24 protein-coding genes are annotated in these 26,505 nt (G+C 74.9%); 14 read left to right on the top strand and 10 right to left on the bottom strand.

Features of this window, described 5'->3' with window-relative positions; translation table 11 throughout:
* Window positions 1-188: 188 nt before the first annotated feature.
* Window positions 189-1,823: a hypothetical protein gene (locus OHA34_RS09960; RefSeq protein ID WP_329521426.1), complete on the bottom strand. Its 1,635-nt coding sequence runs from the start codon at window positions 1,821-1,823 to the stop codon at window positions 189-191.
* A 416-nt stretch (window positions 1,824-2,239) separates the two neighbouring features.
* Between OHA34_RS09960 and OHA34_RS09965 the strand changes: the two genes are divergently transcribed.
* On the top strand, window positions 2,240-3,970 hold the full coding sequence (locus OHA34_RS09965) for a serine/threonine-protein kinase (RefSeq protein ID WP_329521427.1): 1,731 nt from the start codon (window positions 2,240-2,242) through the stop codon (window positions 3,968-3,970).
* A gap of 18 nt (window positions 3,971-3,988) precedes the next feature.
* On the opposite strand, the gene OHA34_RS09970 is transcribed toward OHA34_RS09965, so the two are convergent.
* Both OHA34_RS09970 and OHA34_RS09975 read right to left on the bottom strand, forming a co-directional pair.
* Complete coding sequence (locus OHA34_RS09970; RefSeq protein WP_329521428.1) at window positions 3,989-4,999, bottom strand: threonine ammonia-lyase; 1,011 nt, start codon at window positions 4,997-4,999, stop codon at window positions 3,989-3,991.
* Complete coding sequence (locus tag OHA34_RS09975; RefSeq protein ID WP_285940818.1) at window positions 4,996-5,163, bottom strand: hypothetical protein; 168 nt, start codon at window positions 5,161-5,163, stop codon at window positions 4,996-4,998. Before OHA34_RS09975 ends, OHA34_RS09970 begins: the two co-directional genes overlap by 4 nt.
* Before the next feature lie 18 nt (window positions 5,164-5,181).
* On the opposite strand from OHA34_RS09975, the gene OHA34_RS09980 reads away from it, so the two are divergent.
* Window positions 5,182-5,820, top strand: coding sequence for a hypothetical protein (locus tag OHA34_RS09980; RefSeq protein ID WP_329521429.1), 639 nt, complete (start codon window positions 5,182-5,184; stop codon window positions 5,818-5,820).
* A gap of 33 nt (window positions 5,821-5,853) precedes the next feature.
* Here the strand turns inward: OHA34_RS09980 and OHA34_RS09985 are convergent, their stop codons facing one another.
* Entirely contained in the window at window positions 5,854-6,615 is a 762-nt protein-coding gene (locus OHA34_RS09985; RefSeq protein WP_285940820.1) for a glucose 1-dehydrogenase, read from the bottom strand.
* Window positions 6,616-6,791: 176 nt separating this feature from the next.
* Between OHA34_RS09985 and OHA34_RS09990 the strand changes: the two genes are divergently transcribed.
* Entirely contained in the window at window positions 6,792-6,944 is a 153-nt protein-coding gene (locus OHA34_RS09990; protein ID WP_329521430.1) for a hypothetical protein, read from the top strand.
* On the opposite strand, the gene OHA34_RS09995 is transcribed toward OHA34_RS09990, so the two are convergent.
* On the bottom strand, window positions 6,945-7,640 hold the full coding sequence (locus tag OHA34_RS09995; protein ID WP_329521431.1) for a hypothetical protein: 696 nt from the start codon (window positions 7,638-7,640) through the stop codon (window positions 6,945-6,947).
* A gap of 95 nt (window positions 7,641-7,735) precedes the next feature.
* Between OHA34_RS09995 and OHA34_RS10000 the strand changes: the two genes are divergently transcribed.
* The 3 genes from OHA34_RS10000 to OHA34_RS10010 all read left to right on the top strand — a co-directional run bounded on the left by OHA34_RS10000 (window position 7,736) and on the right by OHA34_RS10010 (window position 9,301).
* Window positions 7,736-8,029, top strand: coding sequence for an NUDIX hydrolase (locus OHA34_RS10000; protein WP_329521432.1), 294 nt, complete (start codon window positions 7,736-7,738; stop codon window positions 8,027-8,029).
* Window positions 8,026-8,196 (top strand): hypothetical protein, encoded by a 171-nt coding sequence (locus OHA34_RS10005; RefSeq protein ID WP_329521433.1) that lies wholly within the window; start codon window positions 8,026-8,028, stop codon window positions 8,194-8,196. Before OHA34_RS10000 ends, OHA34_RS10005 begins: the two co-directional genes overlap by 4 nt.
* A gap of 148 nt (window positions 8,197-8,344) precedes the next feature.
* Window positions 8,345-9,301 carry a DUF5996 family protein gene (locus tag OHA34_RS10010; protein ID WP_329521434.1) on the top strand — a complete coding sequence of 319 codons (957 nt, stop codon included), beginning with the start codon at window positions 8,345-8,347 and terminating at the stop codon, window positions 9,299-9,301.
* Here the strand turns inward: OHA34_RS10010 and OHA34_RS10015 are convergent.
* From OHA34_RS10015 to OHA34_RS10030, 4 genes are read right to left on the bottom strand one after another with little or no spacing between them, the layout of a single operon-like run.
* Entirely contained in the window at window positions 9,272-11,500 is a 2,229-nt protein-coding gene (locus tag OHA34_RS10015; RefSeq protein WP_329521435.1) for a DUF3488 and transglutaminase-like domain-containing protein, read from the bottom strand. The two genes, OHA34_RS10010 and OHA34_RS10015, sit on opposite strands and share 30 nt — an antisense overlap.
* Complete coding sequence (locus OHA34_RS10020) at window positions 11,497-12,627, bottom strand: DUF58 domain-containing protein (protein WP_329521436.1); 1,131 nt, start codon at window positions 12,625-12,627, stop codon at window positions 11,497-11,499. The genes OHA34_RS10015 and OHA34_RS10020 overlap by 4 nt, the downstream gene beginning before the upstream one ends.
* Before the next feature lie 48 nt (window positions 12,628-12,675).
* Entirely contained in the window at window positions 12,676-13,671 is a 996-nt protein-coding gene (locus tag OHA34_RS10025; RefSeq protein WP_285940827.1) for an AAA family ATPase, read from the bottom strand.
* Entirely contained in the window at window positions 13,671-15,827 is a 2,157-nt protein-coding gene (locus OHA34_RS10030; RefSeq protein ID WP_329521437.1) for a fibronectin type III domain-containing protein, read from the bottom strand. Before OHA34_RS10030 ends, OHA34_RS10025 begins: the two co-directional genes overlap by 1 nt.
* A 387-nt stretch (window positions 15,828-16,214) precedes the next feature.
* On the opposite strand from OHA34_RS10030, the gene OHA34_RS10035 reads away from it, so the two are divergent.
* Window positions 16,215-16,961, top strand: a complete 747-nt coding sequence (locus OHA34_RS10035) for a M50 family metallopeptidase (RefSeq protein ID WP_443029631.1) — start codon at window positions 16,215-16,217, stop codon at window positions 16,959-16,961.
* A gap of 110 nt (window positions 16,962-17,071) precedes the next feature.
* On the opposite strand, the gene OHA34_RS10040 is transcribed toward OHA34_RS10035, so the two are convergent.
* Window positions 17,072-17,566, bottom strand: coding sequence for an ATP-binding protein (locus OHA34_RS10040; RefSeq protein WP_329521439.1), 495 nt, complete (start codon window positions 17,564-17,566; stop codon window positions 17,072-17,074).
* 106 nt (window positions 17,567-17,672) lie between these two features.
* Between OHA34_RS10040 and OHA34_RS10045 the strand changes: the two genes are divergently transcribed.
* The 7 genes from OHA34_RS10045 (at window position 17,673) to OHA34_RS10075 (ending at window position 26,485) form a co-directional block, all read left to right on the top strand.
* Window positions 17,673-18,485 (top strand): helix-turn-helix domain-containing protein, encoded by an 813-nt coding sequence (locus OHA34_RS10045; RefSeq protein ID WP_285940831.1) that lies wholly within the window; start codon window positions 17,673-17,675, stop codon window positions 18,483-18,485.
* Complete coding sequence (locus OHA34_RS10050; protein ID WP_285940832.1) at window positions 18,482-18,682, top strand: DUF397 domain-containing protein; 201 nt, start codon at window positions 18,482-18,484, stop codon at window positions 18,680-18,682. Before OHA34_RS10045 ends, OHA34_RS10050 begins: the two co-directional genes overlap by 4 nt.
* A gap of 59 nt (window positions 18,683-18,741) precedes the next feature.
* Window positions 18,742-20,040 (top strand): SWIM zinc finger family protein, encoded by a 1,299-nt coding sequence (locus OHA34_RS10055; protein WP_329521440.1) that lies wholly within the window; start codon window positions 18,742-18,744, stop codon window positions 20,038-20,040.
* Window positions 20,037-21,599 (top strand): DUF5691 domain-containing protein, encoded by a 1,563-nt coding sequence (locus OHA34_RS10060; RefSeq protein ID WP_329521441.1) that lies wholly within the window; start codon window positions 20,037-20,039, stop codon window positions 21,597-21,599. Before OHA34_RS10055 ends, OHA34_RS10060 begins: the two co-directional genes overlap by 4 nt.
* 74 nt (window positions 21,600-21,673) lie before the next feature.
* Window positions 21,674-22,741: an ATP-binding protein gene (locus OHA34_RS10065; RefSeq protein ID WP_285941391.1), complete on the top strand. Its 1,068-nt coding sequence runs from the start codon at window positions 21,674-21,676 to the stop codon at window positions 22,739-22,741.
* Window positions 22,742-22,793: 52 nt separating this feature from the next.
* Entirely contained in the window at window positions 22,794-25,238 is a 2,445-nt protein-coding gene (locus OHA34_RS10070; RefSeq protein WP_329521442.1) for a DUF5682 family protein, read from the top strand.
* Window positions 25,235-26,485 carry a VWA domain-containing protein gene (locus OHA34_RS10075; RefSeq protein WP_329521443.1) on the top strand — a complete coding sequence of 417 codons (1,251 nt, stop codon included), beginning with the start codon at window positions 25,235-25,237 and terminating at the stop codon, window positions 26,483-26,485. Before OHA34_RS10070 ends, OHA34_RS10075 begins: the two co-directional genes overlap by 4 nt.
* Window positions 26,486-26,505: the final 20 nt, after the last annotated feature.

Below are 26,505 nucleotides of genomic sequence, written 5' to 3' on the forward strand. Positions count from 1 at the left end.
GAGTCGACACTGACCCTTTCCGGCATCGGGAGGCTCCTCGGCATGGGGGGTGGGGTTCGCCTGACCGGAGATGATGGGCCCCGCACCGCGGAATGCGGGCTGGAATCGGGGAACCGGCATGGAATGCCCGCACCGGTATTCCGAATTAATCCGGTGATGTCGCCGAAAGGGGGGATGGTCCGCCGGAGTCAGCCCGCGCGGGCCGTCAGGGTCACCAGGGCGTCCGGGTGCGGTCCGGACGCGGACGGGGTGCCGACCAGCAGGCGGTCGTCGGCCTTGGCCGGGCGCCACGGCCCGTCGGCGTGCGGGACGAGGCCGCGTCCCGCCGCCGCGAGGTAGTACCAGCGCTGCGACGGCGCCTGCCACCAGGTCCCGCTGACGGGCCTGCGGTCGTCGCACCAGCCGGTCACGAGCTGGTCGGCCGCGCGCAGCAGCGTCGCCTGCCCGGCGGTGCCGCCGCCGGTGAACGTCATCCGCGTGCAGACCCAGTGGGCCGTCCCGCCGTCGTGGGGCAGCGTCCCGGACCAGAAGTCCCACGCGCCGGCCTCCGTCACCGGCCGCGCCGGCTGCGGCAGCAGGCAGCCGAGCCGCTCCCAGAGCCGGAGGCCCTCCTCAGGGAGCCGGGCGGGCGGGACCGCCGCGCCCTCCACGTACCGGTAGGACGGCGGGCGGTAGGACAGGACGGCGGCGCGGGGCCCGCCGAGGTCGCCCAGGGTCCGGGGGCCGTCCCGTCCCTCGACCTGGAAGAGCGGGCCGCGTCCGCAGGGGGTGCGGGCGGTCACCGGGTCGGTCACCCCGTCCCGCGTCGCGATCCGTCCGCCGGTGAGCGTCGAGGGCGCGGTGTCCCAGGGCGACAGCAGGTACCGGCCGCCGAGCAGCGCGACGGGCCCGGTCGGGTCGGCGCCCGCGGTGACGACCTCCACGGCGCGGGTCGTGTCGCTGTAGTGGGCGATCCGGTCGCCGTGCCGCAGCACCGCGACCGGGGTGGCGCCGGCGTGCCCCGCGTACAGGAGCTGGGTGTCGCCGACGGCGGCGCGGCCCGCGCCCGGCGCGTCCGCCCACGCGTCCAGGGCACGGCGGACGAAGTCCTCGTCGGCGGCCAGGTCGCCGCGGGCGGGCCAGGCGTCCAGGGTGGGCGCGCCGCGCGTCCAGGCGCGCGGCGCCGCGGTGACCAGGCGCAGGTCGCGGCCCGTCTTCGCGCGCGAGCCGCTGATCAGCGAGCCGCCGGGGACGATGCCGCCGAGCAGGGATCCCTCGCCGCTCTCGGTCGCGACGAGCGCCCCGGCCAGCATCACGGTGAGCACCGCGGCGGCGGCGACCGGCAGCCGGGAGCGGCGGCGGACCGGGCGGACGAGCATGGGCTCGAAGGCGTCGGCGTGCCGCGGCTCGGGCACGGCGGCGGCCTCGGCCGCCTCGATCACCGGCCACGGGTCGCGGACGCGCAGGTCGGTGAGCTGGTCGCGCACCGCGTACCGCGACATCCCCTCCACGTGGCGCAGCACGTAGGCGACCCGGACCGGCGGATCGAGCCGCGCCAGCGCCCCGGTCAGCGCCGGGTCGGGCAGCCGGGCGGGCAGCGCCCGCAGCCAGGGGCCGAGGCCGATGCCCAGGCGTCGGGACGGGCGCATCGCCCGGCGCAGGACGCGGGTGCGGCGGCGGGCCCGGTCCCCCTCGCTGCCTCCCCCGCGGGCCCCGAGCGCGCCGGGGCGGCTCGGCGGAACGGCGGCCCCGGCGCGTGTGACGACGACGCCGTCGACGATCCGGCGCGCGATGGCGAGACGGTAGACGCGCTTGCCCTTCCCCGGGAGAACGAAATACGCCAAGCGGACTAGGTCGCAGTACTGCGATTCCGCCGTGGTCCGCGTTCTGGCCTTCTCCGGCATCGCCGACTCCCTCTGGGAATTCCGTCCTTCGCGGACCCGAGGCTAGGCAGCACTGGCGCATGCCGGTACCGAATTGGCGGAACGATGAACCGACCCGGTTGACATATCCAGCTATTTTCCGCACCCCAAGGGGGCGGGTCGCCGCCCCGGCCGGGCACCGAGCGCGGTTCAGGGGCCGGCGGCCACCGGGATGACCATGATCGGCCCCGGCCGCGCGGGTCCGGCCCGCCCCATTCCTGCCCGTACTACGCTGTCGACCTCCGGGGGAACCTCCCCGGGCCGCGCCACGTCGGACCTCCCGAGCCCGATCCCCGCCGACGCGACCTGCCGCCCACCGAGAAGGACCCGCCGACGCCATGACCGAGGACGTCCCCGGCTACCGGGTACTGGAACAGGTCGGCGAGGGCGGCTTCAGCGTCGTCTACCGGGCCCTCCAGGAGCGGCTCGACCGGATGGTCGCGCTGAAGGTGATGTCGATCGGCACCGTCGACAACGCGGCGATGCGCCGCTTCCAGCGCGAATGCAAGATCACCGGACGGCTCTCCGGGCATCCGAACGTGGTGACGGTGCTCGACACCGGCACCACCCGCGCCAACCGCCCCTTCATCGCGATGGAGTACTTCGAGCAGGGCGCGCTGGCCGACCGGCTCGACCGGGAGGGCCCCTTCCCCGTCGGCGAGGTGCTGCGCATCGGGGTCAAGATGGCGGGCGCGCTGGCCGCCACGCACGAGACCGACGTGCTGCACCGCGACGTCAAGCCGCAGAACATCCTGGTCTCCCGGTACGGCGAGCCGGCCCTGGCCGACTTCGGCATCGCCCGGCTGGTCGACACCTTCGACGCCACCCACACCCAGGCGTTCACGCCCCACCACGCCGCGCCGGAGGTGCTGGAGGGCCGTCCGGCCGGGGTCGGCACCGACCTCTACTCGCTCGGCTCCACGCTCTACCAGCTCCTGGCCGGACGGCCCGCGTTCAAGGGCCCGCAGGGCGAGGGCATCGCGCTGCTGATGCTGCGCATCCTCAACGACGCGCCGCCGCCGTTCCCGCGCACCGACGTGCCGCTGCCGGTGTTCGAGGCGATCACCCGCGCGATGGCCAAGGCGCCCGAGCACCGCTACGCCGACGCCGTGGAGTTCGCGCAGCGGCTCCAGCGGCTCCAGCGCGAGCTGGGCCTCCCGATCACCGACCTCGCGCACAGCGGCGGCGACCCGGCGGCCCGGCAGGCCACCGGCCCGCACGCCGGCGGCGGGACCGCGACCGGCGCCGGGCCGTGGACGACCGGCGACCGGTCGGCGACGCATGACGGCCCGCGCCCGCCCGCCGTGCCTGATTGGGCGCCGACCGTCCAGGGGGCGCTGCCGTCCACCACCCCGCGCCCGGCGCCGTCCATGCCCGACCCGTCACTGGGGAACGCGCCAGGGCTCTCGCCCTGGCCTCCCGGCACCGACCCGCAGGCGCAGCCGCAGCGCTCGCACGGGAGCACCGCTCCGCAGAACACGTCCGGCGGTGGCCTGGCCCCTTCCTGGCCGCCGCAGCAGGATCAGCCGAACCCGCAGGGCCCGGTAGGGGGCGGCGCGCCGGTCCACGACGGACCGCGCCGCGGCCTGATCGTCGCCGCCGCGGTCGCCCTCGTCGGCGGAGTGTCCCTGGGCATCGGGGCGCTCGCGCTGTCCGGCGGCGGGAAGGACCCGGAGGACGGGAAGACGGCGAGTCCCACCGCTCCCGCGGGCGGCACGGCGCAGGGCGGCGCCGCGCAGGGCAGGTCCGGCCCGATCCCCGCCGCGCAGGTCGCAGCGGCCCGTCCGCGCAAGGTGACGGCCCGACCGGTCGGCACCCAGGCCGCGCTGATCTGGACCCTGCCCCAGCCCGCGCGGGCGCTGCCGCTGATCGTGCAGCAGCTCCCGCGCGGCCGGACCGAGTTCGTCACCGTCCAGCCCGGATCGCGCTCGGCGACCGTCCCCGGGCTGAACCCGAAGGTCCGCTACTGCTTCCAGGTCGGCGCGGTGCTCAGGCTCAACCCCGGCAAGCCCGCCGACATCGCCTGGTCGAGCCGTGCGTGCACCCGCCCGGCCAAGGCCGGCCGGTGACCCCGGCCGTCCCGACGGTCAGGATCGGTTCAGCGCGGCGGTGTAGGCGGCCAGGGTGATGTTCCGGCCGGACAGCACGATCACCGCGCGGCCGGTGATCTCGACCTTCCCGGCGAGCACCGCCGCGACGCCGCAGGCCCCGGACCCCTCGGCGACCAGGCCGTGCGCGGTGAACAGCGCGCGCAGGGCGGCGCGGATCTCGGCATCAGTGACCGACGTCAGCTCGACGTGTCCGCTGAGCAGGCCGGGCGTGACGCTGCCGGCCTCCAGGTTTCCGGTGAGGCCGTCGGCGATGGTGTCGCCGACCGCGACCTCGGTGATCCGCCCGGCCCGGACGGCGGCCGAGACCGCCGGGGACTCGGCCGACTCGACGCCGACGACGCGCACGCCGTCCCGCCCGCGCGCCCACAGGCTCAGCCCGGCGAGCAGCCCGCCCCCGCCGACCGGGGCGATCACGGTGAGCGGGCCGTCCGCCGCCTGGACGTCGAGCTCACGGCCGATGGTGGCCTGCCCCGCGATCACGTACGGGTCGTTGTAGGGCGAGACGTAGTGCCCCGGCAGGCCCATCGCGTGCGCCTCGGCCTCCTCGTACGACGTCCCGTGCTGGACGAGCCGCACCGGGTGCGCGGCGATGCCGTCGACCTTCGCCCGCGAGGCGTTCGCGGGGACGACCACGGTGACGTCCGCGCCGACCCGGGACGCCGCGTATGCCATGGCCAGGCCGTGGTTGCCGGCGCTGGCGGTGACGGCCGGCTCCCCCGGCGGCAGCGCGGCGACGGCGGCGAGCGCGCCGCGCACCTTGAACGACCCGGTGGGCTGGAAGGTCTCCAGCTTCAGCAGCGCGCCGCCGGCCAGCCCGGTCGGCACCAGCGGCGTGGGCGGGAGCGTCGCGCCGACGTCCGCCCAGGCTCGTTTGAGGTCCCCGGGCCCCGGCACCCGGACGCTCCGGCCGGCCCCGCCGGGCTCGCCGGCCCCGCCGGGCCCGCCGTCGCGGGGAGCCCGGCCGTTGCGGGCGGGCGGGCCGGTCATCGCGGCTCCGTCCCGGCCGGCGGCTCGTCCAGGCGCTCGTGCAGGCGCGTCCTGATCTCCTCCGGCGTATAGGCGCGGCGCCGCCGTTCGGCCCGCGCGATCACCACCCCGGTCGCCGCGACACCGACGAACCCGGCCACTCCCAGCGCTTTCCACCATCGCATCTGTCTAAAGTAGCGATCATGTCCGGAACCAGCATCGGTCTCGACGCGGCGGTCGACCTGACCCGCACCGGCGACGTGTGGCTCTTCCGGGGCCGCACGGCCGCCGACCGGGCGATCCAGATGACCACCAACAGCCCGGTCAACCACGTCGGCATGTCCGTCGTGATCGACGATCTGCCCCCGCTGATGTGGCACGCCGAGCTCGGCCGGTCACTGCCCGACCTGTGGTCGGGCGACCACCAGCGCGGCGCCCAGCTCCACGATCTGCGCGACGCGGTCACGGCGTGGGCGACCCGCTACGGCCAGCGCGCGTGGCTGCGGCAGCTCGAGCCGCCCGCCGGGCGCGAGATGGAGGACGCGGCGCTGCGCGCGGTCGCCCGGCTGGACGGCACGCCGTTCCCGTCCACCACCCGGCTCGCCTCACGCTGGGCACGCGGCCGGATCCCGTTCCGGCGGCCCGCCGAGCGCGACCAGAACCTGGAGACCGCGTTCTGCGCCGAGATCGTCGCGGTGACCTACGGCACGATGGGCCTGCTCCCCCGCGAGCGCCGCCCCAACTGGTACGACCCGGGCCGGTTCTGGAGCGGCGACGACCTCCGCCTGGAGGCCGGCGCCCGCCTCGGCGGCGAGATCGCCGTGAACCTCCCCGTGGTGTGAGCCACACGTGGCATGGACGCCGTCCGGGCGCGGTCAGTCGATGGTGTCGCCGCCGTCGACCGGCAGCGCGACGCCGGTGATGTAGGCCGAGCGGGGGCTGCACAGCCACAGCGCGGCCTGCGCCTGGTCGTCCGGCTCGCCGATCCGGCCCATCGGGATCCGCTCGGCGACCATCGCGGCCTGCTCGGGGACCTCCTCGGTCCAGCGGCGCACGGCCGGGGTCATCGTCATGCCGGGGCAGATCGCGTTCACCCGGACCCCCGCCTTGGCGTACTCGAGCGCGGCCGTCTTGGTCAGGCCGATCACCGCCCACTTCGCCGACACGTACGGGGACAGCCCGTACTGCCCGGTCAGCCCGGCGGTGGAGGCGGTGTTGACGATCGCCCCGCCGCCGCCCTGCCCGGTCATCTGGATGATCTGGTGCTTGAGGCCGAACAGGACGCCGAGCACGTCCACCGACAGCACCCGGTCCCACCATTCGGCGCGCTGCTCGGCGACGGGGTGGCTGGGGGCGCCGAGCCCGGCGTTGTTCACCGCCCAGTCGAGCTGGCCGTAGCGCTCGACGACGGTCCCGACGAGCGCCGCGACCTGCTCCTCGGACGTGGTGTCGGCCCGCGCGAACGACGCCGTGCCGCCGTCCTCCTCGATCAGCCGGACGGTCTCGGCGCCGCCGGGCTCGTCGATGTCGGACACCACGACGCTCGCGCCCTCGGCGGCGAACGCCCTGGCCATGGCCCTCCCGAGGCCGGCCGAAGCGCCGGTGACCAGTCCCGCCCTGCCGTCCATCAGTCCCATGCGCCCGTCCCCCCGGATCGTCGGCTGCCCCCTGTGCGGCTCCTACCCGGCCCCGACCATTCGGACACCATTGAGCAATTCGGGCAGATTCCTCGTCCTTAGCATGGGGATATAGCGATCGTCCGCTATACCCTACAGAGGTACCGTATATCTGCACTCGTGAAGGAAGAGCACTGTTGAGCAGGGACCTGGACGACATCCTCACCAGCCGTACGACCGCTGACCTGCGCGGACGGCGCAGCGTGAAGTGGCGCGAGTATCCGCCGGACGCATCGCCCCTGCACACCATGGTGACGTCGGTACAGGAACTGTCCGGATGGCTGCGGTGATCAAGCTCCGCGGTGTTGTCGCCGGAGATAGGGGCTGAAGTGGCTGGCGACGATCTCCGCGATCGCAGCGGCATCACGGGAGCCGTCTACTTCGATCACCCGGATACCGAGCCGGCGGGCGGTGCGGACGGCGTCCTCGGCGACGAGGCGGTCTCGGGCGAGGCGATTGGCCTGTGCTCGGGCCGGATCGCTGAGGCGGTGCCCGAGCGAGGCGGCCCGGGGAAGTTCACGGGTCTGGTGTCGGCGGAACTCTGACGTGGGCACCATGACGACCATCCGGCGCGGTGAGTCGATGACGGATGCGACGAGTTCGGGGCGGAGTCCCCAGCCTTCGGCGATGATCGGATGGCCGGAGACGAGCGCGCGTAGGTCGTCCAGAACCCACTCGAACCGGCGGGGGAACTCGGCGAGAGTCTCGGTGGCCATCTCCTCCGGGGTGGTGTGGACCCACATCCTGTCCAGGTCGGGCTCAATGGCGGGCTCACCGAGGCCGGCTCGACGGGCGATCCGGCGATCGTTGTGACCGCGGGCGTCGTGGTAGTCGTAGTGGTAGACGGTGACGCCGTACTGGACGGCCAGCAGCCGGGCCACGGTCGACTTGCCGGCCCACTGGCCGCCGCCGATCCACAATGCCCGGTGCAAGGTGCCGAAGGGATCCCAGACTCCGTTGCCCGCCGGGGAGCCGGGGCTGGTCATCTATTCTCCTCCCGCGGAGGCCCATCCGCAGACCACCCGGAAGAGGTTAGCGTCTCGGTGCGGTGAGGCCCTCGTCCCGGGCGAGGACGAGCAGGTTGAATCCCGCTCAGCGAGAGGCGGCGACCAGCCGCAAGCCGTCCGCGAGTGTCCTGGTCCGCGACGAAGCCGGGCGGGTGCTGCTGCTCCGCCGACCGGACAACGGCTTGTGGACGATCCCGACCGGTGGCCTGAAGAAGAACGAGACGATCACCGAGTGCGGGATCCGGGAGTGCCGCGAGGAGACCGGCATCGACATCGAGATCACCGGGCTGGTGGGCGTGTTCACCACCCCGGATCACGTGATCGAGTACGTCAAGGGCGGGAAGTCGATGAGGTGCGGCAGCCGGTGAACGTGTGCCTTCACGCCCGTCCGGTCGGTGGTGAGCTCACCACCACCGATGAGGCGTCCGCGGTGCTGTGGGTCGCCCCTGCCGATCTCGCCGAGCACGAGATCCATCCGGCGCTGCGCCGCCGCATCGACCACGGGCTCAAAACGGCCGAGCCGCACATCGACTAGCCAGGCCGTGTTTCAAAGCCCGGCCCGGCCTCCTCGCCTGGCGGCTCGGACGCCGACCGTCGTTGGTGGGCGTGAGCTTGCCCGTGGTTCGGGCAAATTTCTTGGCAAGAACAGGCGCGGGACGGGCGGGCCCGGGTAGGAGCGCGGCATGAGCGACACGCTGCCGGACCTGCCGCTGATGGCATGGGAGCCGACCAAGGACACCCTGCACCTGTACACGCAGATCGTCGGGAAGATCCAGCTCGCCTCGGCGCCGCCGCGCAACCACTGGTGGCACGCCACGCTGCGGGTGAACGAGAGCGGCTACGGGACCGGCCGGATGGTGCACGACGGGGTGAGCTTCGGCATCGCCTTCGACCTGGTCCGGCACCGCCTGGTGGTGCGGACGCCGGGCCGCGAGGAGGCGATCCCGCTGCGCGACGGGCTGTCGGTGGCCGAGTTCCACGACAGCCTGTTCGCGCTGCTGCGCGAGCTGGGCGTGCACGTCAAGATCAAGGCCGAGCCGTTCGGGGTGCCGATGACCACGCCGTTCGCCGACGACACCGAGCACGCCGCCTACGACCGCGAGCGGGTCGAGGACTACCGCGACGCGCTGCTCTGGGTGGACGAGGTGTTCCGCGAGTTCCGCGGGTGGTTCACCGGGAAGAGCAGCCCGGTCCAGCTCTTCTGGCACAGCTTCGACCTGGCGATGGCGCGGTTCTCGGGACGGGCCGCGCCGCCGATGCCCGAGGCCGACCCGGTGACCCGAGAGGCCTACAGCCGCGAGCTGATCAGCTTCGGGTGGTGGCCGGGCGACCGGGCGGTGGCCGCGCCCATGTTCTACGCCTACGCCCACCCCGAGCCGGACGGGCTGACCGCACAGCCGCTGGCACCGGACGGGGCGGCGCACTGGGAGCAGACCGGGACGACCCACCAGGCGCGGCTGCCCTGGGACCAAGTGCGGGCCGCCGCCGGCCCGCGCGGGACGGTGCTGGACTTCCTCCAGAGCGCCTACGCGGCGGGCGCGATCACGGCGCGTTGGCCGTACGGCGACCTCCCGTCGAACTGGTGCCCGCCGCGCGGCCTGGTCGAGCCGTCACAGGCCGCCGGGACGTCCGGGCCGTAGCGACCTCGGGTGCAGGCGGCGCCTGAGCCTGCGCATCCGGCCCGCCTTGGCGGTGACGAGCCGTCCGACCTCGTCGCTGTGCCGCCACGCCTCGTCGGCGGCCCGCGGGTCGGGGACGGACGGGGCGAACCGGCTGCGGTCGACCAGGTCGGCGAGGGGCCCCAGGTGCGCGTGCGCGCCGCGGCCGACGCTGCCCGCGCCGAAGCGGGCGACCTCGTGCGCGGTGAGGGTGCGGGCGGTGCCGAGACCGACGTCGCCCAGGTGGTCGAGCGCCTGGTGCCACGCCCCGGCAATGCGCGCGGCGGGCGGCCCGGCGCGGCGGCGGCGCCTGCGCAGGGCGGGCGCGCTCAGGACGGCGAGGACGTACCCGGTCAGCAGCACCGCGACCGCCGACCCCGCGTACACCCACCAGGGCAGCGGCTCGTCCTGCGGCGCGGCGGGACGGACCGGCGGGGGCGGCTGCGCCGACTTGCCCGGCCCGGAGCCGCGGCGCTGGGACGCGGCGTTCTTCTGGGCCTGCTCCAGCTTCTTCTGCGTCTCGCCCACGGCGACCGCGTCGGAGTCCTTGGACCGGCGCGCCCCCTCGGGCAGCGGGTTGAACCGAACCCAGCCCAGCCGGGCGAACTTGATCTCGGGCCACACCATCACGTCGCCGGAGCGGACCTCGACGGTGCTCCCCGAGCGGGCGCCGCCGTCGAACCCGACCACGATCCGCGCGGGCAGGCCGAGCGACCTGGCCAGCAGCGCGTACGCGGTCGCGAAGTGCTCGGGGGTGCCGCGCCGCCCCTCGCCGAGGAAGTAGTCGATCTGCCGGTAGCCGTGCCCCGGCGGGGCCGTCACGTCGTACTTGGCGCGGCTCTTGAGGTACTCGGCCAGCAGTCCGGCCTGCTGGATCGGGGACGCCGCGCCCCGCGCCGCCGACTGCGCGACCCGGCGGAACTCGGCGAGCTGCACCGGCGCCGCCTTCGCGCCCGGCCCCCACGGGAGCGCGGTCGCGGCCCGCGCCTCGGCGTCGCGCGCGACGGCCGCGCCGGCGAGGTCGCCCGCGTCCCATTCGGGCACCCGCGACACGACCCGGTAGCTCTGCCCCGGCCGGAGCGGCTGCGCGGCGGCGAGCGCGCCGCTGCCGGGGTCGACGACGACGCCGAGGCCGTCGACGCGGCGGGGCCGGTCGGCGGCGGGTGCCCACACGCCGGGCAGGTCGCGGACGGTGATCCGCTGGTCGGCGCCGTGCCGGCGGCCGGACGCGGCGACGCCGGGCGCGGGCGGCACGCGGCTGCCCGTCGGGACGAACCGGGCGGTGGACGACCACGTCACCCCGTCGAACCGGTCGAGCACCGCCAGCCGCCACGGCTCGGTCTGCGCGGACGTCACGCTGAACATCGGCTGCGCGGGGCTGAGCAGCCAGCCGCCGACCCGGTCGAGGGGGCTGACGCTGTCGCGCCGCTGCGGCGGCGGCGCCTGGACCTGCTCGCGCGGGTCGTACGGCTCGGCGCCGACCGGTACGTACGGCCCGGCGGCGAACGCCAGCGCGCCGAGCACCACCGCGGTCGGCACCCCGAGCAGCACCGGCCGCCATCCACCGCCGCCCGCGCCGGCGCCGTCCGCCTCCGGATCGGTCGCCCTCGGACCGTCCGGGCGCCGGAGCAGGACCAGCACGGCGGCCAGGACCGCGGTCGCGGCGACGAGCCCCGCGTTGGAGCCGGGACCGTCCACCCCGAGCAGCAATGCGACGCCCCACACGCCGAGCACCGGAAGGCACGGCGCCGCGCGCAGCGAGGTGCGCAGCGCGAGTTCGGCGGAGGCGAACGCGGCCAGCCACACCAGCACATGGACGAGCACGAGGAACTCGGGCTTGGCTGGCGCGGGGAGCAGCGTGGTGAGGATCGACTTCCACGAGCTGAGCACGCCCGCCCGCAGTGCCTGCGGGAACGTCCCGTCGGCGAGGGCCGGGCGCAGCACGGTCGCCGCGGCCGTCGCGGTCCAGGCCGCGACGGTGAGCACGATCGAGATCCACAGCGGCCACCGCCCCGCCTTCCCGCGCGGCCCGGACAGCAGCGCCGCCAGCGCCGTCGGCACGACCGCCGCGACGGCGGCGACCGGCACGACGGGGCCGAGCCCGAACACCCGCTGGAACGCCAGCCCGGCGACGCCCGCCAGGCACGCGGCCGGCACGAGCGACAGGTGGTGCCGCCTCACCGGGACCGGCCCAGCAGCGGCCAGGAGGCGGCGAGCGCGTCCAGATCGGCGAAGTCGATCAGCTGCATGCCCGGCGGCGCGGACGCGGGCCGGTCCGGACGGACCCGCAGCACCACGACGCGGTCGAACCGCTTGCGCACCGCCGCGATCCGCCCCAGATCGGCGCCGCCGGACGCGACCACCACCAGCGACCCGCCCGCGCGCACCCGCCGGACGGCCTCGACCACCGACCCCGGACCGGGCTCGGGCGCGACCCGGGTCAGCCGGTCGAGCAGCACCTCGGCGTCGTCCGGGCCGCCCCGCGTCTCGGCCACCGGCCCGTTCCCGGTGCGGATCCGGACTGGGAAGCCCGCGCCCGCCGCGCCGGCCGCGACCGACGCCGCCGCGTCCACGGCCAGCTCGAAGTCGTCCGGCTCCGGCCACTGCTCCGGGCGGGCCTCCAGCACGACCGTGGTCGTCGGCAGGCTCGCGTCGACGAGCTGCCGGACCATGAGCGTCCCGGTCCGCGCCGACGACTTCCAGTGGACGTGCCGCATCTCGTCGCCGATGACGTACTCGCGCAGTGCGTGGAACGTCGCCGTCCCCGCCGGGGACCGGTCGCTGGTCGGCCCGTCCAGATGGTGCGCACGGCCCGACGGCAGCAGCGCCAGCGGCACCGTCCGCGGCCGGACGAGCAGCGTCTGGGGCGCGCCGTACTCGCGGACCCGGCGCGCCAGCTCCAGCGGGTCGGCCCGCACCAGCCGCAGCGGCCCCACCGGGATCTCGCCGCGCCGGCCGGTCGGCAGCCGGTACGTCACCGTCCGGGTGCCGCCGGCCCGCAGCCGCGGGACGTCGACCGCCACCGTCGTGGACCCGGCCGCGTCGTGCGCGGTCAGCGCGCGCACGCCGCGCCCCTTGTTCGTCACGTGCAGGACGCCGACCGCGGGCTCGCCGCGTCCGACCCTCAGCGGCGTGATCTCCCGGCGGACCTCCAGCCTCGGCCGCGGCAGCGTCCAGCCGATCGCGACCGCGACCGCGGCCAGCCCCGCCAGCGCCAGCCCCGCCGGCTCCGGATAGCCGAGCCACCAGCCCGCCGCGTACAGCGCCGCGGACCCGGCCGCCGTCCCCCACCCGAGCGGCGTCAGCACGCCCGCACCCCGCACCCCGGCGTCCCGCCGGGCCCGTCCGCCCGCACCTCAGACCCCGGCGGCCTGCGGGGTCGGCACGCCCGCCAGCACCTCGGCCACCACGTCGGCGCCGGTCCGGTCGCGCAGCTCGGCCTCGGGCGTGACGATCAGGCGGTGCGCGATCACCGGGACGGCGAGCGCCTTGACGTCCTCGGGCACGATGTAGGACCGCCCGGCCGCCGCCGCCCGCACCCGCGCGGCGCGCAGCAGCGCCAGGCCGGCCCGCGGGCTCGCGCCGAGCCGCAGCTCGGGATGCCCGCGGGTCGCCGCGACCACCCGCACCAGGTAGTCGTGCAGCGGCGCCGCCACGTGCAGCCGCCCGGCGAACTCGATCATGCGCGCGACGTCCTCGCGCGCCGCGACCGGCGGCATCCGGTCGAGCACCGCCCCGGTCGGCGCCCCGGCCAGCAGCGCCACCTCGGCCCGGTGGTCGGGGTACCCCATCGAGATCCGCATCAGGAACCGGTCGAGCTGCGCCTCCGGCAGCGGGTAGGTGCCGTCCATGTCGACCGGATTCTGCGTCGCGATCACCATGAACGGGCGCGGCACCGGGTGCGGCACGCCCTCCACCGTGACCCGCCGCTCCTCCATGACCTCCAGCAGCGCCGACTGCGTCTTCGGCGACCCCCGGTTGATCTCGTCCGCCACCACCAGGTTCGCGAAGATCGGCCCGGCGTGGAACTCGAACGCGGCGGCGCCCTGGTTGAAGATCGACACTCCGGTGATGTCGCTCGGCAGCAGGTCGGGGGTGAACTGGATCCGGGTCCACTTGGCGTCCACCGACGCCGAGATGGCCCGCGCCAGGGTCGTCTTGCCCACCCCCGGCACGTCCTCGACCAGGAGGTGCCCCTCCGATAGCAGGCACACCAGCGCCAGCTCGACCTTCTCGCGCTTCCCGCGCACCACCCGCTCGATGCTCCCGGCGAGCCCCGCGAACATCTGCGCGAACCGCCCCGCCGCCGCGTCCGCGTCGGCCCGGCCCCCGCCGCCCCCGTGCTCGCTCATCAGGTGCACCCCCACACGGTGGGCGCGGAGGGCTTGCCGGCGTTGGAGTTGGGCGTGGTGACGTAGAGGTCGCTCACCCACTTGATCCCGCTGTAGTCGATCTTGCTCCAGACCTTGCTCTTCAGGCTCGTGTTGTTCTCGTCGACGACCTGGTCGTCGGTGACCTGGCAGATCACCTTCACCGAGCCCGTGAAGCCCCGAGGGAACTCGCCGGCCTTCGGCGCGCTCTTCCCGGCCCCGGTGTGCAGGATCGTCTGGGTGGACCCGTTGTTGTGCCCGTTGTAGGTGCGGGCGTGGTTCGCGGGGTCCAGGTCGGCGGCCTTGCCCGCGGAGGTGGTCTCCCCGGCGCCGTTCCGCGCGGTCACGGTGAAGGTGTACGTCTTGCCGGTGCCGTTGGTGAGCCCGCCCACGTCCGCCGTGGTCCGGGTCTGCTCGGGGCTCGCGGCCCCGTCCCGGGTCACGACGTACTTGACGGCGTAGCCGGTGACCTTCGTCCAGGACAGGTCGGCACCGTGGTTCTTGGGCGTCACCGTCAGCGCGGGGGTGGCGGTGGGCGCCTGGCAGGCGGTCGCGGCGACCTCGCCGGACGGGCTGAGCCGGGCCTTCCCGTCCTTGCCCCGGTACTCGGCGGCGACCTTGTAGGCGTGGGAGGTCCGGTCGCACGCCAGGCCGCCCACGGTGAAGGTGCGCTGAGGCGCGTTCGGTGCGATCCGCGCGGGCTGCGCGCCCGCGACCGGACGGTCCGAGGCGTCCAGCAGGACGTACGCCGTGACCGGGTAGACGCCCTGCGGCTGGGACACGGGGGTGAACGACACCTGCACGCGGCCGTTCTCGCCGATCGCGCTCGGCGTCGGCGGGTCGGGCGCGGTGGGGTCCTTCTTCGGCGGCGGCGGCGCCGGGGGACGGGGCCCGCCGGGAGTGCCGCCGCCGTGGCCCTGGCCGCCGGTGTTGTTCTGGCCGCCCCGGCCGTCGCCCGGACGGGCCTGCGTCGGGATGGGCCTGCGCCGCCCGCCGGGGATCTTGTCGTCGTACTTCTGGATCCTCTTGCGGGCGCCGCCCGCGTCGAGGGCGAACGCCAGCGCGCCGTTGGGGTCGTTCACCCACAGCATGTGGTCGCGGACGACGACCTCGATGGTCCCGCCGGGCCGGGTGGCCTGGATCGGGGTCTCCCAGCCGCCGGACACGATGTTGAACACCAGCAGGTGGCCCGCGGTGCGGTCGGCGAGGTAGACGCGCGGCCCGAGGACGTTCGGCGGCTCGTACCGGTGCTTCGGCATCCGCAGCGACACCGACCGGACCTGGCCGACCCCCGTGTCGAGCAGATAGAGCGAGCCGCCCGCGCCGAGCATCGGGACGGTGCCGCCGTCGGCGACGGCCGGGACCTTCACGCCGCCCGCCGCGCCGGTCACCGCGGGCGGCAGGTTGATCTTCTGGGTGCCCTCCGGCCGGACGATCAGCGCGGTCGCGGCGGTGCTGTTGGTCACCACCGGCGTGCCCGCGGCGATCGTGAGGCCCAGCCGGTCGCCGCCGCGCCCGGCCGCCACCGGCCGCCCCTGCCGCCCGTTCTGGAACGGGACGAGCTGCCCGGTCTGCGGCGCCGGCACCCACAGCGTGCCGCCGGCGTCGATGCCGGCCTGCGACAGCGGCGGGCTCAGCGTGGTGCCCTGCCCGACCGGGTTCAGGTTGAGCGGGTCGATCTGCTGGACGGTGCCCTTGACCGCGTCGACAGTGTAGGCGACGCCCGCCCCGGCGAGCACCTGGAGCCCGGCGCCGCCGACCGCCTTGCTCTGCGCGACCTTGAGCTGGGACGGGTCGATGCGGCTGACCACGCCGGTGGTCTCGTCCACGAGCAGCACGGTGGTGCCGTCCTGGACGATCTTGATCTTGTGCCCGCGCATCCGCGGGATCACCGCGGCCTTGCCGTCGACCTTGCCCGCCAGCCCGTTCGCGTGCACGACCAGGCCCTTGGCCGACGCGCTCAGCCACGACCCGACATCGGAGATCCGGTACCGGGCGCTGGCCGTGCCCACCCCGTACACCAGGGCGCTCACGCACAGCACGCCCACCAGCCCGATGGCGATCTGACCGGTCAGCCGGTCACGTCTGAAGAACCCGCGCGGACGCCCCGTCCGCCCGGGGGATCGGTCCCCGCTCAATCCCCGTCACCCTCTCGTCCGCGCCGGTGGCCACCCGCTCCTGAACTCGCGGTGGCGCCTCGCCCGGTCGACGATCCCCCGTATCGCCGGGGGCTCCCCGCGTCCTCGCGGGGGTCGTGCACTTCAACGCGAAGGGCACATTAGCGCTTATGAATCCCACAAGATAACGGGATATCCCGGATCTCACCGGGTGAACGGCGATGGTGCGGGCCCGGCCGAATTCCCGGCCGAATCCGCGAACTTCCCGGCCCGTCCATGCGTCTCAGGCACCTTCCGCGGCTTCGGTCCCGGGGCGGCGCGAGCGGTGATGTCCGAGGTGAACCGAACGCGAACGTTATCCCGGACGTCCTAGTGTTGGGCATCCCGAATGACGACTCCGAGGTGGACGTGGAAGACGTAAGCATCACCGATCTGTGGGACCGGGTCACCGGGACCCAGCCGGACCCCCCGTGGTGGCTGGTCGCCATCGTCGGACTGGTGGCGCTCGCCGCCGTCCTGCACGGCCCCACCTGGCGGGTGGCGCGCAACGTGGTGACGATCGCGCACGAGGGCGGGCACGCGCTGCTCGCGCTGGTCACCGGCCGCAAGCTCGACGGGATCAAACTGCACTCCGACACCTCGGGCGTCACCGTGTCGCGCGGCAAGCCGCACGGCCCGGGGATGGTGTTCACCGCGCTCGCCGGGTACATCGCTCCCCCGCTGCTCGGGCTGCTGTTCGCCGTCCTGCTGGCGGGCGGGCGCATCACCCTGATGCTGTGGTTCTCGCTGGCGCTGCTGGCCGCGATGCTGGTCATGATCCGCAACGCGTACGGGGTGCTGTCGATCGTCGCCACCGGGGCGATCATCTTCGGGGTGTCGTGGCTCGGCGGCCCCAAGATCCAGGCCGGGTTCGCCTACCTGGCCGCCTGGTTCCTGCTGCTCGCCGCCGCCCGTCCGGTCGTGGAGCTCCAGCGGATGCGCGCCCGCCGGATGGCCCCGAGCTCGGACGCCGACCAGCTCGCGCACCTGACCGGCGTCCCCGGCCTGGCCTGGGTGATGCTGTTCGCCGCGGTCGCGCTGGTCGCCCTGGTCGCGGGCGGCGCTCTGCTCGTCCCCGACTCCAGCGCGGTCTCCCTGCCAGACCTGCCCGGCTAGTCTCGAGCCCGGCCCGGTGTCCTCGCCTGGCGGCTCGGACGCCGACCGCGCTCGGGCGAGCGCGACATCGCTCCGCGATCTGCCCGGTGAGGCTCGCCTCCGGCTTCGCCTCACCGGTCAGGTAGCGCGCTCGCGCGACGGCTGAGGCACTTTGAGACAGGCCCCAGGCCCGCGCGAGGGTCAGGGTTTGAGTCGAGCCCAGACCCATTTGCCGCCTGGGGGTCCAGGCAGTGGCCCCATTCGACGGCGATGGCGGCGACGATCGGCAAGCCCCGGCCGCCGTTGTCGTCCCAGCCCGCCTCGGCCAGGTCCAGGGTTTCGAGGGTGAGGTCGACGAGCGGCCGGGGCTGCGGCACGCAGGCGCTGGGATCCCAGACGGCGACGAGAACGCCGGCCACATCCCGGCTGAGCTGGAAGCGGATCTCTCCACCGGCCGCCACGGCCGACGCGTTCGTGATCAATTCCGAAGTGATCAGGGACGCGTCGTCCGAGATGTGCGTGCAGTCCCACGTGCCGAGATGTGCTCTCACCAGAGTGCGCGCGAGACCCGCCGCCGCCCTCGACGCCGGCAGGGATATCAGCAGGCAGTCAGGCGTTGTCGTCATCGTGTCGGCCCTTCCTGAGGAACTTCACCATCCGTGCCCCAAGAATCACTCTGCGTGGCTAGAGTTCGGCGTATTCGTAAACATCCCAAACAACGGGGAGTGACCGATGAGCGCCGCCGACGAGATCGACCCCATGTCGTCCCTCTATGCCTGGCTCGCCTATGACCTGCGCTTCCACCGACAGAAGCGCCGCCTCACCGGCACCCAGGTGGGAAAGATCATCGGCTGCGTCCGCTCACATGTTGCGAATCTCGAAGCCGGACGCGCGCGGATCGACATGGATCAAGCCAAGGCACTGGACAAAGAGTGGGGAACGGGCGGCCACTTCCAACGGCTGCTCTGGTTCGCCCGAACAGCCCATGACCCCGACTGGTTCCGGCAGAGCGCGGAGTTCGAGGCGCGGGCCAGGGTCATCCGTGCCTATCAGGGACAGGTCATCCCCGTGCCGTTCCAGACGGAGGCATACGCACGCGCCGTCCTCGCCATGGCCCGCGTCAAGGATCTGGACCGGGCGCTTCAGAGCCGTATGGCGCGACAGGAAGAGCTCCTCGGCCGGGACGACCCGCCGCTGTTCGTGACACTACTCGACCAGGATGCGCTGGACCGGCCGATCGGTGGACCGCAGGTGGCGAGGGCGCAACTCCAACAGCTGCTGTCGCTGGGGGAACTGCCGAACGTGATTCTCCGGGCGATCACCCGGGCGACCGGGGCTCACGTCGGACTGAACGGGCCGTTCCAGATCATGAGCCTGGAGAAGAGGGATGTCGCCTACATCGGCGCGTTCCACGGAGGCCGCTTGGTTCAGGAACCTGCCGAAATCCGAGATCTCACCGTAGATTTCGAACTGATCGGGGCAAAAGCGTTGCCAGAGGACGCGACGCGGATCCTGATCGAGAAGCTCATGGAGGGTTACTCATGACGATCTCCTGGCGTAAGAGTTCCTACAGCGGGAGTGCGACCGACGAGATGTGCGTCGAGTTGGCTGATCTAGCGCAAGGCATTGGGATCAGGGACTCCAAGAGCCCGGCGGGTGGGCGGCTCGTGGTGGGGCGGGGCGGGTTCGGCGGGCTGGTGGGGCGGATCAAGGGAGGGGCACTGGACCTTCCTCCGCGCTGAGGTGCGGGGCGCCGGGCGGAGCGGGGTGAGTGTCGGACCCCACCGATAGTTTCGGCTGTGTGAGCGATCGATGGGGTCGGGAGCACGTGCTCGGCCTGGCGCCCGACGCGGCGTCGGCCAAGGCCGCGGGCGGGGTCTCCAAGCCCGCCAAATGGAACGAGTTGGGCTGTGATGACGAGACCGTTTGGGGTGAGTGCCAGGGCAGCGGCAGGAGCGCCTACCGGGCGTGCGTCGATCTGACCGAGCCGGCGTTCCGCTGCTCGTGCCCGAGCCGCAAGTTCCCGTGCAAGCACGCGCTGGGGCTGCTGCTGATGTGGAGCGGCGGGGCGTTCGCCGGGGGCGCGCGGCCCGCGTGGGCGGACGAGTGGATGGAGCAGCGCCGGGAGCGCGCCGGCAAGGCGCAGGAGCGCCGGGCCGCCGCTGGCGCCAAGGCGAAGGACCCGAAGACCGCCGAGCGGCGCGAGCAGCGGGTCGACGACGGGCTCGGCGACCTCGACCAGTGGCTGCGCGACCAGGTGGCGCACGGCCTCGCGCATGCGGAGAAGTCCCCCTACAAGGTGTGGGACGACGCGGCGCGGCGGCTCGTCGACGCGCAGGCGGGCGGGCTGGCCGGGCAGGTCAGGGGGCTGGCCGCGATCCCGAGGCGGCCCGCGTGGCCCGACCGGCTGCTGGAGGAGTACGCGCTTCTGCGGCTGCTCGTTCGGGCGCATCAGCGGCGCGGCGAGCTGCCGGCGGCGCTGGGCGAGACCGTCCGGGCGCGGGTGGGGTTCACCGTGCCGCAGGAGGACGTGCAGGCCGGGGGCGAGCGGGTCCGCGACCACTGGTGCGTCACGGGGTCCCACGACTCCGCGCAGGACCAGCTCACCACGCGGCGCGTCTGGCTGCGCGGGCGGCGGACGGGCCGTCCGGCGCTGGTGCTGTCGTTCGCGGCGCCCGGACGTGCGCTGGACGCGTCGCTGGCGGCCGGCACCGAGATCGACGCCGAGCTGGCGTTCTACCCGGGCGCGCAGCCGCTGCGGGCGCTGGTCGCCGAACGGCACACGGCGCCGACGCCGGGCGTCCCGGACGGGACAACCGTGCACGGCTTCCTCGAGGAGCGCGCTTCGGCGCTCGCTCTCGACCCGTGGCTGGAGCGTTGGCCCGCGACCCTGGCGGACGTGCGGATCGCGCGCGATGGCGCCGGTGCCCTGTCGGTCATCGACCCCGACGGGGACGCGCTGCCCCTGCGGACGACCGATCCGTGGCGGCTGCTGGCGGTGTCGGGCGGTGCGCCGGTCACGCTCGCCGGGGAGTGGACGCACCAGGGACTGCGGGTCCTGACGGCCTGGTACCGGAACGAGGAGGTCGTGATCCTGTGAGCGCGTGGGAAGAGCACGTCAGCGCGGCGCTGGTCGGCACCGAACGGCGCCCGGCGCCCGCGCTGCCCGAGGCGCCGGACGAGGTGGGCGACCCGGCGGGGCGGCTGCTCGACCAGGCGGCGGTGCTCGCGCTGCGGCGCCGCGCCGGGCTGCGGCCGTCCGCGCCGGACGCCGGCGGCGCCGAGCCGGTCGCGCACGCGCCGGCCGAGGACGTCCCGGCCGTACCGGCCGACGCGGCGGCCAGGCTGAGCCACATCCTGGCCGGTGAGCAGGCCCGGCTGCTGCCCGAGTGGCTCGACACCGCCGCCGCGAACGGCCTGCGGGTGCCGCCGCGGCTGCTTCCCGAGCTGCTGGAGAAGGGGCGCGGCGACCGGGCGCTGCGGCCGTCGATCGCGCGGGCGGCCGGACGGCGCGGCGTGTGGCTGGCGTTGCAGAACACCGACTGGGCCTACCTGGTCGGGTCCGGCGACGACCCGGGCGGCGGCTCCGAAGTGTGGGAGACCGGCACCCGCCACCAGCGCATCGCGTACCTGACCCGGCTGCGGGGCGACGACCCTGAGGCGGCGCGGGAGGCGCTGCGCGGCACGTGGGGCCGGGAACCGGCGCCCGACCGGGCCGCGTTCCTCGCCACGTTCGAGCATGGCCTGTCGCCCGCCGACGAGGAGTTCCTGGAGGGCGCGCTCGAGGACCGCGGCCAGGACGTCCGGCAGATCGCCGCCGACCTGCTCGCTCGGCTGCCCGGATCGGCGTACGGGCAGCGGATGGCCGTGCGGGCGCGCGCCTGCCTGCGGCCCGGGTCCCCCGCCGGGGCCGAGGGCGCGCCGACCCTGATCATGGTCGAGCCGCCGCGCGCACACGAGGAGGGTCTCGCCCGCGACGGCGTCCCGTTCCATCCGAGCGGGTCGTTCGCCTCCGGCCAGGCGACCGGACGCGACCCGGTCGGCACCCGCGCGGCGTGGCTGCGCGAGATCCTCGCCCGCACGCCGCTGGCGACGTGGACCGAGCTGTTCGGGCTGCCGCCGGACGAGATCGTCCGGCTGCCGGCCGGGGGCGGCGGCGAGCGCACCGCCCGCGATCTGCGCATCGGGTGGGCCCGCGCGGCGCTGCGCCAGCGCGACACCGCCTGGGCGCGGGCGCTGCTGGAGGGCGACCTGCCGGTCGGCGAGCCCGAGGCGCTCGCCGAGCTGCTGCCGGTGCTGTCCCCCGCCGAGCGCGACCGCGCCGCCGCCGGGCTGGTGCGCGCGGCCAAGGTCGGCCCGAGCGTGCTGCGCGTCCTCGACCGGCTGCCCCGCCCGTGGAGCGGCGCGCTCGCCGACGCGGTCATCGCGGCCATTGCGATGGCCGCCGCGCCCGGCTCGGAGGTCCCGCACACGTCCCTCGGCCGGCTGTGCGGCTACGCCGAGGAGCGCCTGGACACCGAGCCCGGCCCCGCCGCCACGTCCCGTCTCGCCGCGCTGGCGGCCTCGATCGCGCCCGGCTCGATCGCCGCGACCCACATCGCCGAACTCGCCGAGACCCTGCGTTACCGCCATGACATGTTGAAGGAGCTCGCCCCGTGACCACAGCCGACCCGAGCACAGGCGCCCCGAGCACAGCCGCTCCGAGCGCAGGCGCCCCCACCGCGGGCGCCGTCCTGCGTCCGCACGCCGAACAGCAGTACGCCGATGAGCTGACCCGGCTCGCCGAGCACGACGACCGCGCCCGCCCGCCGGGCTGGCGGCTGTCGCCGTGGGCCGTCACCACCTACCTGCTGGGCGGCGAGCTGCCGGACGGCTCGGAGATCACCCCCAAGTACGTGGGGCCGCGGCGGCTGATGGAGGTCGCGGTCGCGACGCTCGCCACCGACCGGGCGCTGCTGCTGCTCGGCGTGCCCGGCACCGCCAAGACGTGGGTGTCGGAGCATCTGGCCGCCGCCGTCAGCGGCGACTCCACCCTGCTGGTGCAGGGCACCGCGGGCACCGCCGAGGAATCGGTCCGGTACGGGTGGAACTACGCGCGGCTGCTGGCCGAGGGCCCGTCTGAGCGGGCGCTGGTCGAGAGCCCGCTGATGCGCGCGATGCGGCTGGGGTCGGTCGCGCGGATCGAGGAGCTCACCCGGATGCCGAGCGACGTCCAGGACGCCCTGATCACGATCCTGTCGGAGAAGACGCTCCCGGTGCCCGAGCTGAACACCGAGGTCCAGGCCACCAAGGGGTTCACCGTCATCGCGACGGCCAACGACCGCGACCGGGGCGTCAACGACCTGTCGAGCGCGCTGCGCCGCCGGTTCAACACCGTGGTGCTGCCGCTGCCCGAGAGCATCGAGGACGAGGTCGGCATCGTCGCCCGCCGCGTCGACCAGATCGGCGGGTCGCTGGAGCTCCCCGAGACGCCCGCCGGGCTGGAGGAGATCCGCCGCGTCGTCACGGTGTTCCGCGAGCTGCGGTCCGGCCTCACCGGCGACGGCCGCACCAAGCTCAAGTCGCCCAGCGGGACGCTCAGCACCGCCGAGGCCATCTCGGTGATCACCAGCGGGCTCGCGCTGGCCGCGCACTTCGGCGACGGCGTGCTGCGCGCCGCCGACGTGGCGGGCGGCATCGTCGGCGCCGTCGTCCAGGACCCGGTGTCCGACCGGGTGATCTGGCAGGAGTACCTGGAGACCGTCGTGCACGACCGCGCCGAGTGGCGCGACTTCTACCGCGCCTGCCGGGAGGTCTCCTGATGCCGCCCGCCCCGTCCCGTCCCGGGCGCGCGCCCGGCCTCGGAGGCGGCCCGTGAACCGGACGGACCGCTCCCCGGCGGGCCCCGTGGTCGAGGTCTACGGGATCCGCCATCACGGGCCGGGCTCGGCGCGCGCGCTGCGGCGCGCGCTGGAGGAGTTCAAGCCCGGCGCGGTGCTGATCGAGGGCCCGCCGGAGGCCGACCCGATCGTCGAGCTGGCGGGCGACCCGGGCATGGTCCCGCCGGTCGCGCTGCTCGCCTACGCGCCCGGCCGCCCGCAGGGTCCCGGCGCGGCGCCGTCCGCGGGCGGGACGGCGGGGCCCCGGGGCGACGGCGGGCGGCGGGCCGCGTTCTGGCCGTTCGCCGAGTTCAGCCCCGAGTGGCAGGCGATCCGCTACGCCCTCGCGGCCGACGTGCCCGTCCGCTTCTGCGACCTGCCCGCCGCGCACCAGCTCGCCCCCGCCGAGGACGAGACGCCCGCCGAGGACGTGCCGCCTGCCGGGGACGAGGCGCCCGCCGGGGACGAGACGCCCGCCGACGGCGCGCCGGGCGAGACGCCCGGCACCGGTGCGGAGGCCGCGCCGGACGAGCCCGCCGAGCAGGAGATCCGGCTCGACCCGCTCGGATGGCTGGCGAAGGCCGCCGGATACGACGACGCCGAGCGGTGGTGGGACGACGTCGTCGAGCACCGCGGCGAGGGCCCGTCGGCGTTCCCGGCGATCGCCGAGGCGATGGCCGAGCTGCGGGCCCGGCTCGCCGAGCTGCCGGACGAGGCCGCGCTCGGCCTGCCGCCCGGCTACCTGCGCCGTGAGGAGCAGCGCGAGGCGCACATGCGCCGCACCCTGCGCCGCGTCCTGCGGGAGGGGCACGAGCGGGTCGCGGTCGTCTGCGGCGCCTGGCACGTCCCGGCGATCCTGGCCAAGGTGCCGGCCGCCCAGGACGACCGGACGCTGCGCGGGCTGCCCAAGGCGAAGATCTCGATGACCTGGGTGCCGTGGACGCACGGGCGGCTGGCCGGGCGCTCGGGCTACGGCGCGGGCGTGCGGTCCCCCGGCTGGTACCACCACCTGTTCACCGCGCCCGACCGTCCGGTCGAGCGGTGGCTGACCCGCGCCGCCCGCGTCCTGCGCGAGGAGGACCTGCACGTCTCCTCGGCCCATGTGATCGAGGCGGTGCGGCTCGCGGACGCGCTCGCCGCGCTGCGCGGCCGTCCGCTGGCCGGGCTCGACGAGGTCACCGAGGCGACCCGCGCCGTGCTGTGCGAGGGCGCCGACCTGCCGGTCGAGCTGATCCAGCGCCGGATGGTCGTCGGCGAGCGGCTCGGCTCCGTCCCCGAGCGGACCCCGATGGTGCCGCTCCAGCGCGACCTCCAGGCCGAGCAGCGGCGGCTGCGGCTCAAGCCGTCCGCGCTCGACCAGGAGCGCGACCTCGACCTGCGCAAGCCCACCGACCTCGACCGCAGCCGCCTGCTGCACCGGCTGCGGCTGCTCGACGTCGACTGGGGCGTCCCGCAGGAGGGCGGCCGTTCCAAGGGCACCTTCCGCGAGACGTGGACGCTGACGTGGCGGCCCGAGTTCGACGTCGAGCTGATCGAGGCCAGCGCCTGGGGCACCACCGTGCACGGCGCCGCCACCGCCCGCGCCGAGGCGATGGCGCTGGGCGCCGAGGCGCTCGCCGACCTCACCTCGGTCGCCGAGCGGTGCCTGCTCGCCGACCTCGGCGAGGCGCTCCCGACGGTGATGCGGGCCCTCGCCGACCGGGCCGCGGTCGACACCGACGTCGCCCGGCTGATGGCCGCGCTGCCCGCGCTGGTCCGCGCGCTGCGGTACGGCGACGTGCGCGGCACCGCGACCGGCCCGCTGCGCGCCGTCGTCGACGGCCTGGTGGCGCGGATCTGCGTCGGGCTGCCACCGGCGCTGTCGGGTCTCGACGACGACGCCGCCCGCGCGATGCTCGCGCACGTCGACGCGGTGCACGGCGCGCTGGCGCTGCTCGCCCACGAGGGCCACACGCTGCGCTGGCAGCGCGCCCTGGAGAGCCTGGTCGCCCGCCCGTCCGGCCTGCACGGCCTGCTGGAGGGCCGCCTCACCCGGCTGCTCCTCGACGCCGGGCGCCTCGACGACGTCTCCGACCGGATGGCCCGCGCCGTGTCGGTCGGCGCGTCCCCCGACCGGGCCGCGGCGTGGGTCGAGGGCTTCCTGTCCGGTGGCGGGCTGCTGCTGATGCACGACGAGGACCTGCTCCGCCTGGTCGACGCGTGGATCGTCGGACTGCCCGGCGAGTCGTTCACCGACGTGCTGCCGCTGCTGCGCCGCACGTTCGGCCAGTACGAGGCCGCCGAGCGGCGCGCGATCGGCGAGCGGGTGCGGCACCTCGGCTCGGCGCCCGCGCGCGGGCCCGCGGCGCCGCGCGACGACGGCGAGGACCTCGACGCCGAACGCGCGGGCCGGGCCGCCGCGACGGCACTCACGATCCTCGGCTGGGAGGCCCGCCCATGAGCACCGAAGGCACGCGCAGGGAATCGGGCGCGCGGACGAGCACGGAGGCGGGCACGACAACGGACACAGAGGCGGGCACGACGACGGGCACGGAGGCGGGCAGGGCCGAGCGGCTCAGGCGGTGGCGGCTGCTGCTGGGCGGCGAGTCCGCCGACGGCACCGGTTGCACGCTCACCGGTGACGAGGCGCGGATGGACGCGGCGCTCGAACGGCTCTACGGATCCGGTGGGCGGAAGGGTTCCGGGCGCCGCAGCGCGGGCCTGGGCGACTCGGCGCCGTCGGTGGCGCGGTGGCTGGGCGACATCCGCGCCTACTTCCCCTCGACCGTCGTCCAGGTGATGCAGAAGGACGCCATCGAGCGGCTCGACCTGACCCGGCTGCTGATGGAGCCGGAGATGCTCGACGCGGTCGAGCCCGACGTGCACTTGGTCGGCACGCTGCTGTCGCTCAACAAGGTGATGCCCGACCGGGCCCGCGAGTCGGCCCGCGCCGTCGTCCGCAAGGTCGTGGGAGAGCTGGAGCGGCGGCTCGCGCAGCGCACCCGCTCGGCGATCGGCGGGGCGCTGGACCGTTCGGCCCGGGTGCTGCGGCCCCGCCGCCTGGCCGACGTCGACTGGCAGCGCACCATCCGCGCCAACCTGCGGCACTACCTGCCCGAGCACGGCACGCTGGTGCCCGAACGGCTGATCGGGTACGGGCGGCGGCAGCAGGCGGTCAAGCGCGACGTGGTGCTGTGCATCGACCAGAGCGGCTCGATGGCCGCATCGGTGGTGTACGCGAGCGTGTTCGGGGCGGTGCTGGCCTCGATGCGGTCGCTGCGGACCTCGCTGGTGGTGTTCGACACCGCCGTGGTCGACCTGACCGACCAGCTCCACGACCCGGTCGAGGTGCTGTTCGGCACCCAGCTCGGCGGCGGCACCGACATCAACCGGGCCATCGCCTACTGCCAGGGCCTGGTCGCGCGGCCCGACGACACCATCATGGTGCTGATCAGCGACCTGTACGAGGGCGGCGTCCGCGCCGAGATGCTCCAGCGGGTCGGGGCGCTGACCGCGGCGGGCGTCCAGGTCGTGGTGCTGCTCGCGCTGTCGGACGAGGGCGCGCCCTCCTACGACCACGAGAACGCCGCCGCGCTGGCCGCCCTCGGGGTGCCCGCGTTCGCCTGCACGCCGGACGCGTTCCCCGATCTGATGGCCGCGGCCGTCGAGCGCCGCGACCTCAAGGAATGGTCGGAGCGCAACCTGTAACACGCCGGGACGCGCGGGCC

Source organism: Spirillospora sp. NBC_01491 (genome assembly GCF_036227065.1).
GTDB classification, from domain to species: domain Bacteria; phylum Actinomycetota; class Actinomycetes; order Streptosporangiales; family Streptosporangiaceae; genus Spirillospora; species Spirillospora xylanilytica.

Bases quoted from the DNA above. Each gene is read 5' to 3' on its own strand.
- OHA34_RS09965 (WP_329521427.1), top strand. From the start codon at position 2,240: ATGACCGAGGACGTCCCCGGCTACCGGGTACTGGAACAGGTCGGCGAG.
- OHA34_RS09970 (WP_329521428.1), bottom strand. From the start codon at position 4,999: ATGACCGGCCCGCCCGCCCGCAACGGCCGGGCTCCCCGCGACGGCGGG.
- OHA34_RS09975 (WP_285940818.1), bottom strand. From the start codon at position 5,163: ATGCGATGGTGGAAAGCGCTGGGAGTGGCCGGGTTCGTCGGTGTCGCG.
- OHA34_RS09980 (WP_329521429.1), top strand. From the start codon at position 5,182: ATGTCCGGAACCAGCATCGGTCTCGACGCGGCGGTCGACCTGACCCGC.
- OHA34_RS09985 (WP_285940820.1), bottom strand. From the start codon at position 6,615: ATGGGACTGATGGACGGCAGGGCGGGACTGGTCACCGGCGCTTCGGCC.
- OHA34_RS09995 (WP_329521431.1), bottom strand. From the start codon at position 7,640: ATGACCAGCCCCGGCTCCCCGGCGGGCAACGGAGTCTGGGATCCCTTC.
- OHA34_RS10010 (WP_329521434.1), top strand. From the start codon at position 8,345: ATGAGCGACACGCTGCCGGACCTGCCGCTGATGGCATGGGAGCCGACC.
- OHA34_RS10025 (WP_285940827.1), bottom strand. From the start codon at position 13,671: ATGAGCGAGCACGGGGGCGGCGGGGGCCGGGCCGACGCGGACGCGGCG.
- OHA34_RS10040 (WP_329521439.1), bottom strand. From the start codon at position 17,566: ATGACGACAACGCCTGACTGCCTGCTGATATCCCTGCCGGCGTCGAGG.
- OHA34_RS10045 (WP_285940831.1), top strand. From the start codon at position 17,673: ATGAGCGCCGCCGACGAGATCGACCCCATGTCGTCCCTCTATGCCTGG.
- OHA34_RS10050 (WP_285940832.1), top strand. From the start codon at position 18,482: ATGACGATCTCCTGGCGTAAGAGTTCCTACAGCGGGAGTGCGACCGAC.
- OHA34_RS10075 (WP_329521443.1), top strand. From the start codon at position 25,235: ATGAGCACCGAAGGCACGCGCAGGGAATCGGGCGCGCGGACGAGCACG.